Origin of the sequence: Caldalkalibacillus salinus, from assembly GCF_016745835.1 — a bacterium.
Classification (GTDB): Bacteria; Bacillota; Bacilli; order Caldalkalibacillales; family JCM-10596; genus Caldalkalibacillus_A; species Caldalkalibacillus_A salinus.
On record NZ_JAERVL010000001.1, the window covers coordinates 611,624 to 626,491 of the forward strand.

General features: G+C 42.1%; 10 protein-coding genes. 8 read left to right on the top strand and 2 right to left on the bottom strand.

Annotation, left to right across the window (positions count from 1 at the left end):
• Window positions 1-9: 9 nt before the first annotated feature.
• Window positions 10-1,167 (bottom strand): iron-containing alcohol dehydrogenase, encoded by a 1,158-nt coding sequence (locus tag JKM87_RS02780; protein WP_202077644.1) that lies wholly within the window; start codon window positions 1,165-1,167, stop codon window positions 10-12.
• Window positions 1,168-1,489: 322 nt separating this feature from the next.
• Here JKM87_RS02780 and JKM87_RS02785 point away from each other — a divergent pair, with 322 nt between their 5' ends.
• The 3 genes from JKM87_RS02785 (at window position 1,490) to JKM87_RS02795 (ending at window position 4,089) form a co-directional block, all read left to right on the top strand.
• Window positions 1,490-1,990 (top strand): DinB family protein, encoded by a 501-nt coding sequence (locus JKM87_RS02785; protein WP_336885114.1) that lies wholly within the window; start codon window positions 1,490-1,492, stop codon window positions 1,988-1,990.
• Window positions 1,991-2,126: 136 nt separating this feature from the next.
• Window positions 2,127-2,597 carry a DinB family protein gene (locus JKM87_RS02790; protein WP_202077646.1) on the top strand — a complete coding sequence of 157 codons (471 nt, stop codon included), beginning with the start codon at window positions 2,127-2,129 and terminating at the stop codon, window positions 2,595-2,597.
• A gap of 262 nt (window positions 2,598-2,859) precedes the next feature.
• Entirely contained in the window at window positions 2,860-4,089 is a 1,230-nt protein-coding gene (locus tag JKM87_RS02795; protein WP_202077648.1) for an HD domain-containing protein, read from the top strand.
• A gap of 160 nt (window positions 4,090-4,249) precedes the next feature.
• Here the strand turns inward: JKM87_RS02795 and JKM87_RS02800 are convergent, their stop codons facing one another.
• Window positions 4,250-7,201, bottom strand: coding sequence for a DEAD/DEAH box helicase (locus JKM87_RS02800; protein ID WP_202077650.1), 2,952 nt, complete (start codon window positions 7,199-7,201; stop codon window positions 4,250-4,252).
• 186 nt (window positions 7,202-7,387) lie between these two features.
• On the opposite strand from JKM87_RS02800, the gene JKM87_RS02805 reads away from it, so the two are divergent.
• From JKM87_RS02805 to xylB, 5 genes are all read left to right on the top strand, one after another.
• Entirely contained in the window at window positions 7,388-8,437 is a 1,050-nt protein-coding gene (locus tag JKM87_RS02805) for an aldose epimerase family protein (protein ID WP_202077652.1), read from the top strand.
• 242 nt (window positions 8,438-8,679) lie between these two features.
• Complete coding sequence (locus tag JKM87_RS02810; protein WP_202077654.1) at window positions 8,680-9,663, top strand: beta-ketoacyl-ACP synthase 3; 984 nt, start codon at window positions 8,680-8,682, stop codon at window positions 9,661-9,663.
• A 92-nt stretch (window positions 9,664-9,755) separates the two neighbouring features.
• Window positions 9,756-11,702, top strand: a complete 1,947-nt coding sequence (locus JKM87_RS02815) for an ABC transporter ATP-binding protein (protein ID WP_202077656.1) — start codon at window positions 9,756-9,758, stop codon at window positions 11,700-11,702.
• 275 nt (window positions 11,703-11,977) lie between these two features.
• Window positions 11,978-13,312 (top strand): xylose isomerase, encoded by a 1,335-nt coding sequence (gene xylA / locus JKM87_RS02820; RefSeq protein ID WP_202077658.1) that lies wholly within the window; start codon window positions 11,978-11,980, stop codon window positions 13,310-13,312.
• Window positions 13,309-14,811, top strand: a complete 1,503-nt coding sequence (gene xylB, locus JKM87_RS02825) for a xylulokinase (protein ID WP_202077660.1) — start codon at window positions 13,309-13,311, stop codon at window positions 14,809-14,811. The genes xylA and xylB overlap by 4 nt, the downstream gene beginning before the upstream one ends.
• Window positions 14,812-14,868 lie beyond the last annotated feature (57 nt).

Sequence of the window (14,868 nt, forward strand, 5' to 3'; positions counted from 1 at the left end):
GATAATGTATTAATAACCTTTATAGGTTTGCTTGAAAAGGTACAAATAATCTGATTTTGTCATTGTTCTCACATTACTCGGTGTCGAACCGTTCGCTTCAGCCGCCTCAGCGAGTTGATTAAAGTCATGCTCTTTGACTTGGGCAAAAGAAGATAGTGAAGGGATCGACAAATCTAGGGCAAGTTGTTTCATTTCTTGGACTAAAATGTCAGTAGCTTCGTGATCATCTTGTGTTGAAGTGAGTCCTATTGTGCGAGCGATGTTGGCATGCTTGGTGATGTCCGTCTGAGCATTATATGCCAGTACGTATGGTAGAAAAATAGAGTTGGCCACACCATGTGCAATATCATAACGGCCACCAATGGCTTCGGCCATGCAATGCACCGAGGCCACGTCAGCATGGGAGAAAGCCATACCAGCAATCGTTGAACCTATCATGAGGTTGTATCTCGCCCTTTCATTAGTCCCATCTTCGAAGGCGGCTCGCAAGTGTGGAAATATATAGTGCATCGCTTGTAAGGCTAATCCATCCGATATGGGATTTGCCCTTTTACAAGTGTACGCTTCAATGGCGTGAACTAAAGCATCCATACCGGTAGACGCTGTTAACGAGGGTGGAAGCGCATGAGTTAACGTTGGATCTACAATGGCTAGCTTTGGGGCGATCTTGACGTCTTTTATCGTCAATTTCTCCTTACGTGTTGTATCGGTAATCACGGATGAACGTGTCACTTCAGCTCCAGTACCAGCCGTCGTAGGTATGGCCACAACTGGTGTGACGTCACCTAGTATTTGGTCTCGTCCTTGGTAGTCCTGAGGACGTCCGCCCAGACGCTGTAAGATGGCAATCGCTTTAGCTGAGTCTATAACAGAGCCACCGCCTAAAGCCAAAATGACCTCGGCTGCAAATCGTTGCGCCGCTTCCCCTCCCGCCATACAATCTGTATCTCTTGGATTCGGTTGTACTTGTGTAAAGACGTCAGTGATATAGCCCTCTCGTTGTAATACTTGTTCCAGCTCCTGGACATAACCTGCCTGTTGTATGCCTGAGTCTGTGACAATGAAAATACGTTGACACAGTATAGAGGACTTAAGGTACATCCCCGTTTTTCTAAAAGTATCGTTCCCCGCACGAATGATGGTTGGTAAGTGAAAGTCTATTGTCATACACGTAGGCCTCCTATGTAAGTGGTACCATATAAACTGTTTTTGATTATTTATGATATAGTCAGAATCTTTTGTCTTAGTGTAACACAATATTTAGGACCAAACACTATTAAACGATAGACACTTGACGCATAAAATATTTCCCGAGCAAGCGCAGGAAGTGACAAGCGCTAGTCTAACAAGGGGAAAATATGTAGAAGGATGAAGAGGGAAGAAGGGTACTGTCTATTATGAATAAAAATAGTAGATAAGGAACATATGTACGTGTTATAATGTGGTTGGTATACCCAAAATATACCATATGAGGAAAGGGAGGATGTTCATGATGTCCAATGCGGTCAATACGTTACGTGATGTTTTGTTACACGAGATGGAGGTCGGGATCAAGAGTAGTACCAATCTTATTAAAAAGGTAAAAGAGGAGCACTGGGACTATCAACCTGCTGATCATATGAACAGTCTGCGACACTTGATGTGGCATCTCGTGTCTATCCCAGAGGTTGATTTAACAATTATGCAAGAGAAGGGTGAAGGAGACGTCCGTACTATAGAAGGATATTATAAGCGTTTAGAAACAGCTGAAGATTTGGCTGAGGAGATGTATAAGGGGTTTGAAAAGTTAAAAACGTACATGACATCTCTATCTGATGAAGCGTTTCTAAATAAGGAGACAACCGCTTTTTATTCTGAAAGTGGGCACACACAAGCCACATGGTTAACAGAAACGGCGACCCATATCTTCCACCATCGTGCGCAGCTATTTAACTACATGAAACAGTTAGATTACGATGTGAACATGTTTGACTTATACGTTAGTGTATAGCGTGGCCTGCTATAATTTTTGGGGGACTTAATCAATTATTCTAGTTCTTACATGAAATAGAATCAAAGACAGGAGTAATAGCGTGAACATTCATTCGTGAATAATTAAAGTGTTTTTAAACAAAGGAGGAATTAATATGAATTCAATTGATTTAATTATATTAAATTTTACTGAAGTTAGAAGAAGAAGCATAAAAGTCTGGACATCTATCCCAGAAGAAAAGCTCCATTGGAAGCCAGATGACAAAGCATTGAACTGCTTAGAAATGATTAGACACGTACTCGAAAGCGAACATTATTATCACCTGGCTATAAAAAATAAAGGTAGTTTAGCTGTTTTTGATTCACCTTTCGAAAATCGACCTTTTACATCTGTAAATGCAGAATTAGAATTTGCAGAACCTTATCGAAACCAGTTCATGGATACAATTAAGTCATTTTCAGAAGACGATTTAATAAACATAAAGATTGATCGCTCAGAATCAGGTTACATAAGAGATTTGGGGGACATGCTTTTACGTATTGCTTATCATGAATCAGTTCATACTGGTCAGTTATTAGATTATTTAAGAACAGCAGATGTTCCAAGAGTCCGTATCTGGGATTAATACTATACAATTGGTGCTATCACAATAGTGATGCGCCTTTTTTATTGTACAGTTATCGTTAACTACAACTCTAACAGAGGATTTTGAAATTGGCTCTCATTATTTTTAAGAGAGTTTTATTTTCACACAATTACACGGGCTTAGCTCTTTTTCTTTAAAAGTTTATTAATGTTCTATATGCTAAGTTACGTTACAATAATTTAAGAAACACATTATTCTATCAGTAACATAATAGTTTTAATCTATTTATTGGAGTGAAAAAATGTCTGACTTAAAATCATATTTCTATGATATTATCCCTATTAAATTCGAGGCTTCTGAAACAGAAAGAGAACAAATACTTAATCAGTATCCACCACCCGTATTACCTAATAATGATGAGAACTTTAATATACAAAATGAAGTCCAAGGAAATAATGTGAAGATTCGAGTACTCCTTAACGAATATAATGTTCAACTAACTAAAGCTAACAAACAGTTTCTAAAAATGAAATTTAGTAATAACGCAGGAATAATTAATGCAAAAATGTGGGATAACCAAGGGGCTGTTGAGAAGAATCAACCTCTGTTAGAAGAGCATTCTATTTTTGATATTGAAGGTATTGTTGATGAGTTTCGAGGACTTAAATCACTAACTATAAATCAAATCGCTCCATGTACAGAAGATATCAATCCTTTTTCATTATTGGCATATACTAAACAAAACATAGAAGAACTTACTGTCGAGCTATTTTCATACATTTATGAACTAGCCTCACCTTTTAAAGATATTGCCTTAGCAGCAATGACTCGCTTTTGGGATCAATTTAGAATTAGGCCAGCAGCAAAGGGCTACCACCATAATTATTTAGGTGGATTACTAAAGCATACAATTGGGTTAATGAGATTTGCAAGATATATCTTAAAAATTGAAGAGAATCACTACAAAGCAACAATGAAACTTATAAGCATTGTTGAAAAAGCATACAAAAATGAGTTATGGTCTCAACTGCAAACAGACGGTAACCCACAACAACTAATTTGGAAGGACACTATAGATCATCTTTATAATATGCTACAGGGTATGATGAAGTATAAAGATACTCAACCTAACTATGATTTAATTATGACTAGTATTCTATTTCATGATATTGGAAAGTTGTTAGAATATGATCATGCCGGAAAAACATTTGATGAATTTCAATTTTTATTTCCTACAGCTGATCAGTCAAATACAACAAATCGAAAACAAACTGGTATCACTATGGATGAATTAGGAGTAATGGTAGGGCATATTCCTTATGGTGTACTTATTCTTACCAAGATTATTGAAAATGAGAACATTCATATATCTTTAGAGAATATTCACCAAATGACTCACTGTATTCTCTGTCACCACGGTCTCCCGGAGTGGGGATCATGTATTCGTAATCCACAGTCAATAGAAGGCTACATTATTCATATTGTAGATTTTTTAGACAGCAGATATGAGAACACGGAAGCTGTAAAATAGTACTAAGTTAAAAAACCTTCCTCACTGATTAACATGAATTTTAGTAGCCTTTGTTCTAAGGATACGGTAGAATTTTGGTAAGCCATCGTTTCAACTCCTTTTGGTTTGCTAGGCCCCTATTTGGAGTTGCCGATGGCTTTTCCTGTATCTTTTTGCGAACTTAATTGAACGTCGTTTCATCTGTCGCAAGTAAAGCTTTGATATCATCAGCACTCAGGGAGTGGAGTGTCGTGTCTCCAGGTTGGATAATCTCCTCTACGAGTGCTTTTTTCTTTTCATGTAAAGCTAGGATTTTTTCCTCAATGGTCCCATTCGAAATGAGCTTGATGACCTGGACATTTTTCGTTTGCCCATAGCGATATACACGATCTGCCGCTTGATCTTCGACCGCTGGATTCCACCATGTATCGTAGAGAATAACGGTATCGCCTCCGATTAGGTTGAGTCCAGTGCCACCTGCCTTTAATGAAATGAGAAACAGAGCTTTACCCCCGTTGTTAAACTTATCAGCGAGAGCCACCCGTTCTTTACTTGGGGTTTGTCCGTCTAAATAGTAATAAGACCATTCACGTTGGTCGAACGCTTCTTTTATAATACTGAGCATTGAAGTGAATTGTGAGAAAATAACAATGCGCTGTCCTGCTGCTAGAGCATCATGGACGTATTCTAAGAGACGTTCAAGCTTGCCAGAACCGTATGTCTGTCCCTCTTCTAAAACTAAGGCAGGATGACAACAGATCTGTCTTAGCCTGGTGAGGCCCGCCAGTATTTCCATTCTCCGTTCTTGAAATTTATTTGTTGTGACGGCATCATCGATTTCTTTCGTTAATTGCTTGACTTGAGCCACGTATAACTTCTTTTGCTCAGTTGTTAGGTCCGTGTACTGTACAGATTCCATTTTGTCTGGTAATTCGGTTAGAACATCTGATTTTAATCTTCTGAGTATGAAGGGTCTTACTCGTTTTGCGATCTCTTTGTGACTGAGATTTTTGAACTTCTGCTTTGATCCTAAAATACCGGGCATGAGGGTTTCAAATAAGGTGTATATTTCGTCAATTTGATTCTCTATCGGTGTGCCGCTCAGAGCGTACACTTTCTGTGTACGTATCGCGCGGACTGCTTTTGTCGTTTTGGTCGCCTCGTTTTTTATCGCTTGTGCTTCATCAAGGATCAAAGTTGTAAAAAGCATCGCGTGATATAAATCCACGTCTCGCTGCATTAATGGGTAGGATGTAATCCACACGTCCATGTTGTCTGTGGTGCTCAACGCTTCTTGTCGAGCGTCCTTTGTACCTGCAACAACCCTCACATTCAGACGAGGGGCAAAGCGATGGATTTCCTTTTCCCAGTGATACACGAGACTCGCAGGACAGATAATCAAAGCTTGAAAATCGTTTTTGGCTTCCACCTCTGACAGCAGATAAGCGATGGTTTGCACGGTCTTTCCAAGTCCCATATCATCCGCTAGTATGCCACCTAAACCATAATGAGATAATGTTTTTAACCATCGGAAGCCAGCGACCTGGTAGTCTCTTAGATCTGCTTGAAGTGACTCGGGTACAGGGTGGTCACTGAAGGCAGGTTTGTCTATATCCGTGAGTAAACGATGCAACCGACCAGATATTCTTTTGCCAGCCCCTTCAGGATCTAACGTGAACGCGTGATATAGAGGGACGGACATATCCTTTTGTATGTTTTGATCTGCCGGAGATATAGTATCAAGCACATCACTCAAAGGTTTGAATTGCTCGTGTTGGAGGGGGACAAAGGACCCCGAAGCCAAACGATAGTACTTTGCGTTACTTTGCATCGCTTTTAATAATGGTACAAGCTCTTCATCAGGTATCCCATCTATGGAGAATGACAAATCAAGCCAATGCGTATCTGTGTCAATGTCCATGCTGACCGAGGGCGGGGTAGATGGGGTGACCAGAATTTGTCGTACCTCTTTTGTCATATAGACTTCCATCTCATGTTGTAAGCGAGGTAAGTTTTCGACTATAAAATAAAAAATATTTTCCCATCCACTAAGGTATAGTTTGCCACTACGAGTCGTAAATGCGGTATGGGACAATAGAGAAAGAATAAGCCCCTCTTTTTCAACATCTCGAGCAATGATGGTTGGTGAATCCCTGTGAACCTCATGACTGAACGGATTTCGTTCATGCTGACCATACCGAAACGTCACCTGGCCTTCTAGAACATGATCGTTCATGGCTAAGTGAAGGACGGCCTGTAAAGGCTCAGTCTCTAAATTTGCTGCCAAAGATTCATGCAAGCTCACCTGTCCGATCTGACGTAGATTAGGGAGAACGTAAGAACAAAAATCTTCTAGGTCTGAAGGCGGTATCGTATCAATGACGTTATTTCGTTGTAGTTGTGAGCCGATCATTTCTAGTTGTTTGGCTTGTTTTTCACTTAAAGTGTATAGCGTGTCTTGGTGTAGGAGTGTGTGATACGAGGCATAGGTAAAGACGTAATTGGCTGCATTTTCTAATGTCAGGAGCGTATCTCGGCCCGCTTTTCTTTTACGCAAATGAAAGGAAAATAAATAGGAATGGTCAAGCTCCTGTATGTGTACATGTCTACGCTGGTCGCTGGCGGTCGTGACAACTAAGGTTTGTCCATGCAGATGCTGTATTAACTCTTTCATAGCCACATCTGGGATAGGGAAGCCCCGTTTATTCTCTTGGCGGTTGGATATGTACAGGGCGTCGTTTTCCTGAATACGATACAGGGTGAGGATATACTCAGCGACCTTTTTATCTTCGTTGGACAAAACATGCTTGTCCGGTTCGTAGCTGAATCGATCCGAAAATGTATAAGGCTCTCGTTCTAGCAAAGCAGTGAGAAACGCTTCAATATCTTTAACGACGTAGAGACGTCCCACACCGACTCTCATTTTTAACTCCACGCGATGTGCGAAGTGGATGCGTCTACGTGCCTGAAAGAATTCCAATTCATACTCAAAATTGAGTTGTTCACGTTCTAGGGGATCTAGAGGCTGCTCAACTTCGGTTTCGAATGTCTGTTGATATAGTTCAACCATACGGCTGCGTATAGGGATTTGGGAATCCGAACGATATTGCATTAGCGTAGGGATAAAATACATGGGTTGTCCTCCTAGTCGTTGAAGGTGAATCTTGGCTCTATTTTATCATTTTTACAGGTTTAAAGACATTTCATAACCGTTTGATTTGTGAGAAATGGATGACAGCTATGCAACGTTATAATAAGATGATAGTGATAAACGAATTTATTTATGCATAAAATCGGGCAAAGGAATGAGGTTGATAAGATGAAAGTAGACAAGAGGGTATTTGCAGAGCATGATGGGCAAACGGTACACGCATACACCCTACATAACGATAAAGGGATGCAACTGACGTGTATAGACTATGGGTGTGTCATCACCGAATGGTTAGCACCTGATCATCAGGGTCATTATGAAAACGTTGTCTTAGGCTTTGACCATATAGATGATTATGAGGAACATTCACCGTATTTTGGTGCCATAATAGGACGAGTAGCTGGGCGAATTAAGGACGCTAGTTTTGATTTAGAAGGGCGCTCGTACACGTTAGCTCAAAACGATGGCCAAAACCATCTTCATGGTGGTGTAAAAGGTTGGGACCGTGTCTTATGGAAAGGGGAGCCCTTCCAAACGGAACAGGAAGTAGGCGTTGTCTTCACTTATACTAGTCCTGACGGGGAGGAAGGTTACCCAGGCCAGGTTGAAGCTAAGGTGACATATACGCTCCATGAAGATGATGCGCTCACCATAGAATACGATGCCCAACCGAATCAAACGACGATCATTAATATGACGAATCATACGTACTTTAATTTGAGCGGCGACCTACAACGTGACGTATTACAGCACGAATTAATGATTAAGAGTGACGAATTTCTTGAGCTAGCAGATGATCTGATCCCAACAGGAGCGTTCATTGATGTCACGAATACGCCATTCGATTTCCGCCAAGGAAGAAAGATCGTAGACGGCGTGAAATCACAACATCCACAGAATATTTTAGCTGGTCGTGGCTATGACCACCCCATGCGTTTATCTGTGAACAATACTGAAGAAATTCAGCTCATGGATAAGCAGAGTGGCCGTAAACTTGTGGTTGAAACGGATCAACCAAGTGTGGTCCTATACACTGGTAATATGTTAGACAATCAATTTAAAATTAGAGGCGTCCCATCTCGTAAATACTTAGGCCTATGCTTAGAGACTCAAAAGCTGCCAGATGCGATTCATCACCCCGAATTTGAGAGTACGGTCGTCAAAGAAGGACAACGGTATCGTGCTAAAACCACTTATACTTTTAGCGTGGTCTCATAACCAGGTTAAGCGTGAAGTGCGAAACATGACTCATGTAAGCTTGTCTTTAAATCACTGTGAAGCCTTTAAAGTGAAGGGTTTGTCCTTCACTTTTTTTTATGGCTGTTGTCGTCAGATGTCTATCATTTTGATAAAAAATTAGTACCAAGTCATAGTATGTAGTGTTATTATTAAGTTATGTGGTCATTTATTGTTATATTTATTAGCTTATAATCAAATAATAACTTCAGAGGTGGAACTTTGTGAATCAATCTAAAGCACGTATTACTGCGATCGGGTCATACGTCCCTGAACGTATACTACGCAATCAAGATTTAGAGCAGATGGTCGAAACCAACGATGAGTGGATTACACAGCGAACAGGGATGAAGGAACGACGAGTCGCAGCTGAAAATGAATTTTCCAGCGACCTTGGCTTTAAAGCGGTACAGGATTTAATGGCCCGTTATGACCAAACAGTAGCTGATGTAGACATGGTCATTGTCTGTACGGTTACGCCTGATTACATCATGCCCAGTGTCGCTGCTCATATACAAGGGAAACTAGGAATTCCACAAACGGGTGTCTTAGATCTTAACGCGGCTTGTGCAGGCTTTACTTACGGATTGCACGTTGCCAACAGCTTGATATCGTCCGGCTTACACCAAAAAGTACTGGTTATCGGTGCGGAAACGATGTCTAAAATCATTGATTACAAGGATCGTTCAACGTGTATTTTATTTGGTGATGGGGCGGGGGCTATGCTTCTGGAATACGACGAAGCGCAGCCAAGCTTTGTTTCCCATCATCTTGGGGCCAAAGGGGAAGGCGGGATGAACTTATACGGTACCCACCTTTCGACACAGATGAACGGGGAAGTGTTGGACAATCCAGGCTATCTGGTACAGAACGGTCGAGAAGTATACAAATGGGCTGTATCTACTATACCGGTCGGGATGAAGCGCCTTATCGAAAAAGCAGGCTTAAATATGAATGATGTAGACTGGTTTGTCCCACACAGCGCTAACCTCAGAATGATTGAATCGATATGTAAGAAAGTTGGCTTTCCTATAGATCAAACACTGACAAGCCTTGTACAGTATGGTAATACATCATCAGCTTCAATTCCTTTAGCCTTAGATGCAAGCGTTCGTGAAGGAAAATTGAAAAAGGAAGATCATGTCTTGCTGTATGGATTTGGCGGGGGACTCACCCATGCAGGACAGCTGATAAAATGGCACCTATAAAAGGGTGCTTTTTTTAATGAGCTCATGGTATGTGTTCAATCCTCTTAACGTGTATAATGAGGGTATACATAATAGAAGGTAAGGTTGATAACATGAGTATTTTTACTGTTGAAAACTTAACAAAAACACATGGCGAAAAAGTTTTATTCGACCATATTTCTTTTACTATTAAAGAAAAACAACGTATCGGGTTAATCGGAGTGAATGGCACGGGGAAATCAAGTCTTTTAAAAGTTTTAGCAGGGCTAGATACAGCAGAAGAAGGCCATATCAAACATGCCAAGCAGTTTCATGTTGAATACCTTCCGCAAGTGCCTGCTCTGGATGAGGACCTCACCGTGCTGGAACAAATTTATTACGGCGATTCTGACATCATGCGCGCCCTAAGGGCCTACGAACAAGCGTTAATGGCTTTAGAGCGAGATCCTCAAAACGAGACGAAGCTCAATCAGCTTATGGTTAAACAACAGAAGATGGATGAAAACGACGCATGGGAAGCGAACGCTAACGCCAAAACCGTCCTCAATAAGTTAGGCATCACTGACTACGATAAAAAGATAAATGCACTGTCGGGTGGTCAAAAGAAGAGAGTAGCCATTGCCAAAGCGCTGATTCAACCTGCAGATCTACTGCTACTAGATGAACCGACCAACCACTTAGATAACGAAACGATTGAATGGCTAGAAGAGACGTTGGCGCAGTATCCCGGCGCATTAATGGTCGTGACGCATGATCGGTATTTCCTCAATCGTATGACCAACTCTATCTTTGAGCTGGACCAGGGAGAATTGTACGAGTATGTGGGTAATTATGAGACGTTTTTAGAGAAAAAAGCTGAACGGGAAGCGCAAGCATTAGCGACCGAAAGTAAACGACAGAATCTGTTGAGGCGAGAACTTGCTTGGCTCAAAAGGGGAGCGAAAGCACGGTCCACTAAACAAAAAGCGAGAATTCAACGTATCGATCAGATCAAGGAGCAAAAAACGCACACAGTCCACCAGGATATCGAGATGAGTACCGGTTCAACCCGGTTAGGAAAAAAGGTCATTGAGTGCGAAAATGTGTCCAAGCGTTATGAAAAAACGACGGTCATCCAGGATTTTGATTATTTAGTTCAGCCGGGAGACCGTATCGGTATCATTGGTCCGAATGGCAGTGGTAAAACCACGTTATTAAACCTTATAGCCGGAAAGGTATTACCGGATGAAGGAACAATAGACATTGGTGAAACGGTTAAAATAGGGTACTACACGCAAGAGAACGAAGACATGGACGTCAATATGCGCGTCATCGAGTATGTGAGAGAAGGGGCAGAAGTGATCCACACCGTTGACGGGCAAGCCATTACCGCTGAACAAATGTTAGAACGTTTCTTGTTCCCTCGCCCCACACAGTGGAACATCATTAACAAACTTTCCGGAGGGGAGCGTCGACGCTTATACCTTTTGCGGGTATTAATGGAAGAGCCTAATGTGCTCATCCTCGACGAACCCACCAATGACCTTGATGTGCAGACATTAGCAATCTTAGAAGACTACCTTGACCATTTTCCTGGTGTCGTCATCACCGTCTCACACGACCGCTATTTTCTCGATCGTGTTGTCGATGACCTGATCGCCTTTGAGGGAAGTGCACATCTAAGACGGTTTACAGGGAACTACTCTGCTTACCTTGAAACGAGGAAGTCTGAACGAGCAGAAGAAATGACCCTTCAACGAGCACAGGAGAAAGAAAAACAGAAAGAAAACAAAGCCACAGCTCCTCCCAATAAAGAAGGGCGTCAAAAGTTAACGTACCATGAACAGCAAGAATGGGATGGGATCGAGGAGCGTATTGCTTCATTAGAAGAACAACAGGCATCCATTGAACAACGAATCAGCGAAGCTGGTAGTGATATTGCTCAAGTGAGTGATTTATATGAGGAGCAAAAGAAAGTAGAGAACGAATTGGAACAGGCGATGGAACGTTGGACTGAACTGTCGCTTATTGTTGAAGAGATTGAAGAGAACAAGAATAACAAGAGGTACAAAAAAGACTAATTAAGAATGATAACTGAACAAGAACAATAACAGTAAAATAATAAAAAAGCCTGGGACGGTATTCGATCCCAGTTTTTTTGTGAGGGACGAAGTAAAATATTCCCCCCCTACTTGTTAAGTTAGCACTTTGTTCATTCGATAGACAAACTAACTTTTAACTGTTACAATATGTTTGTCAGTACATCTATGATAGAGCTACACACACTAAGTTGTCTAAAATTGAAAGTAAAATGTTCAGAAAATTAGAATGATAAGAAAAACAGGAGGTCGTTGGTATGTCTTATTTTAAAAACATGAACAAGGTCACATTTGAAGGGCCAAAGTCGTCTAACCCGTTTGCTTTCAAATACTATAACCCGGAGGAAACGATTAACGGAAAAACGATGGAGGAGCTTCTACGTTTTTCAGTGGCTTATTGGCACACTTTTGTTGGAGACGGTAGCGATCCTTTTGGTGCTGGGACCATGATCCGTGAATGGGATCAGTATACGGGTATGGATCTAGCCAAAGCGAGAGTTGAAGCGGCTTTTGAATTATTTGAGAAATTAGATGTTCCTTTTTTCTGTTTTCATGATGTCGATATCGCGCCTGAAGGGCAGAATCTGAGAGAAACATACGCCAACTTAGATGACATTGTAGCCATGATTAAAGACTACATGAAGACAAGTAAGACAAAGCTCTTGTGGAATACGGCCAATATGTTCACGCATCCACGCTGGTTACATGGTGCGGCAACGTCACCAAACGCGGATGTGTATGCTTATGCCGCCGCGAAAGTGAAAAAAGGACTAGAAATAGGGAAAGAACTAGGCGCAGAAAACTACGTGTTCTGGGGTGGACGTGAAGGTTATGAAACACTATTGAATACGGATATGAAGCAGGAGTTAGATAACTTAGCACGATTCTTCCATATGGCCAAGGATTACGCCAAAGAGATTGGCTTTGACGCTCAATTCTTGATTGAACCGAAACCGAAAGAACCAACGAAGCACCAATACGATTTCGACGTGGCCACTGGATTAGCCTTCCTACAAAAGTATGACTTAACTGATACGTTTAAGTTTAATGTTGAGGCGAACCACGCCACGCTTGCGGGGCATACGTTTGAGCATGAATTACGTGTGGCGCGCATTAATGGCATGTTAGGGTCTGTTGATGCCAACCAAGGCGACACGTTACTGGGATGGGATACGGACGAGTTTCCAACGGATCTATATGCCACAACATTAGCGATGTACGAGATATTGAAAAATGGCGGGCTAGGTACAGGTGGTCTTAACTTTGATGCCAAAGTGAAGAGAGGCTCCTTTGATCAGGAAGATTTATTCCACGCACATATTGCTGGTATGGATGCTTTTGCCATTGGAGCAAAGGTAGCCCAGCGTCTCATCGAAGACGGCGTTTTAGACAGTGTGGTAGAGGACCGCTATAGCAGTTATACCAAAGGGATTGGGCTAGAGATTGTGGAAGGACAAACAGATTTTCATCAACTCGAGCAGTATGCCCTTGAGCTCGGTGAGGTTGGAAACAAGTCCGGCCGTCAAGAGAAACTAAAAGGCATAATCAATCAATACTTACTCGAGGCGTACACAGGGGTTTATGCTTCATGAGGTACGTTATAGGTGTTGATCTTGGCACAAGTGCCGTTAAAGTGATGTTAATGAACGAAGAAGGGCTTGTTTGTGATACGGTGTCCAAATCCTATCCACTCATCCAGAAAAAATCCGGGTATAGTGAGCAGGCCCCCCAAGAATGGGTTGACAAGACAACGGAAGCGATTAAAACATTAGTCAATCAGATGGAAGGACATGTCGATCAAATAGAAGGCATTAGCTTTTCAGGACAGATGCATGGTTTGGTTTTACTTAATGAAGATCATCACGTGCTTCGAGAGGCCATACTATGGAATGACACTAGAACGACGGAGCAGTGTCAGCAAATCTATGATCTCGTTGGTCCGGATAAACTCCTTCAAATAACGAAAAACCCGGCTCTGGAAGGCTTTACGTTACCAAAACTTCTCTGGGTGAAGCAACACGAGCCGGACATTTACAGCCAAGCAGCTGTGTTCTTGTTACCGAAGGATTACTTACGCTTTGTCATGACGGGGCAATTACATAGTGAATACTCCGATGCAGCGGGCACACTCTTGTTAGACGTTGCTGAGAAGCGCTGGAGCAAAGAGATCTGTGACCTCGTGGGGGTAGAGCCTCACCTGTGTCCTCCTTTAGTGGCTTCTCATGATAGCGTAGGAACCATCACTAAAGCGTTTGCCCAAGCCACAGGTTTGTCCTCAACGACGAAGGTGTTTGCTGGTGGAGCGGATAATGCCTGTGGGGCCATAGGTTCAGGGATCCTTTCACAAGGGAAAACGTTATGTAGCATTGGCACATCAGGTGTTGTCCTCTCTTATGAAGAGAGGAATGACCTGGACTTTGAGGGAAAAGTGCATTACTTCAACCATGGTGAAGCGCAAGCCTTTTATACGATGGGGGTGACCCTCGCCGCAGGGTACAGCTTAAGCTGGTTCAAAGACATCTTTGCAGCAGATGAGGATTATGAGCGTTTACTCGCAGGGCTAGAAGAGGTGCCCATTGGGGCAAACGGCCTGTTATTTACACCTTATCTGGTCGGTGAACGAACGCCACATGCAGACGCAACCATTCGCTCAAGTTTTATTGGCGTTGAGGCGTCACATAAACGAAAAGACTTTACGCGGGCCATTATTGAAGGCATCACTTTTTCACTCAATGAATCTATCGCCATATTCAGGGCAAACGGTAAGAAGATAGACAGAATCGTCTCTATCGGTGGCGGAGCCAAGAACGAGACTTGGTTACAAATCCAAGCGGATGTCTTTGACGCTACGATCGTCAAACTGGCTAACGAACAAGGCCCTGCTGTTGGAGCAGGCATGCTTGCCGCCTATGGCTGCGGATGGTTTGATAGCTTACAGCAGTGTGCTGATGTTTTCACAACGGAAGCGCAAGTATATGAGCCAATCCCTGAGAATGTGGCCAAGTATAAAACGTTGTTTAAAATTTATCAAGACATTTATACCCAAACAAAGGATCTAAACGAGGCGTTACAAACATTTAGACCTCAATAGGTTGAGCGAGGCCCTTCTTTTATCAGGAGATCATTGTTCATAAAAAACGATTGATTC

Excerpts from the sequence above, each read along its gene's own strand:
- JKM87_RS02780 (WP_202077644.1), bottom strand. The coding sequence starts at position 1,167 with ATGACAATAGACTTTCACTTACCAACCATCATTCGTGCGGGGAACGAT.
- JKM87_RS02785 (WP_336885114.1), top strand. The coding sequence starts at position 1,490 with ATGATGTCCAATGCGGTCAATACGTTACGTGATGTTTTGTTACACGAG.
- JKM87_RS02790 (WP_202077646.1), top strand. The coding sequence starts at position 2,127 with ATGAATTCAATTGATTTAATTATATTAAATTTTACTGAAGTTAGAAGA.
- JKM87_RS02795 (WP_202077648.1), top strand. The coding sequence starts at position 2,860 with ATGTCTGACTTAAAATCATATTTCTATGATATTATCCCTATTAAATTC.
- JKM87_RS02800 (WP_202077650.1), bottom strand. The coding sequence starts at position 7,201 with ATGTATTTTATCCCTACGCTAATGCAATATCGTTCGGATTCCCAAATC.
- JKM87_RS02805 (WP_202077652.1), top strand. The coding sequence starts at position 7,388 with ATGAAAGTAGACAAGAGGGTATTTGCAGAGCATGATGGGCAAACGGTA.
- JKM87_RS02815 (WP_202077656.1), top strand. The coding sequence starts at position 9,756 with ATGAGTATTTTTACTGTTGAAAACTTAACAAAAACACATGGCGAAAAA.
- xylA (WP_202077658.1), top strand. The coding sequence starts at position 11,978 with ATGTCTTATTTTAAAAACATGAACAAGGTCACATTTGAAGGGCCAAAG.
- xylB (WP_202077660.1), top strand. The coding sequence starts at position 13,309 with ATGAGGTACGTTATAGGTGTTGATCTTGGCACAAGTGCCGTTAAAGTG.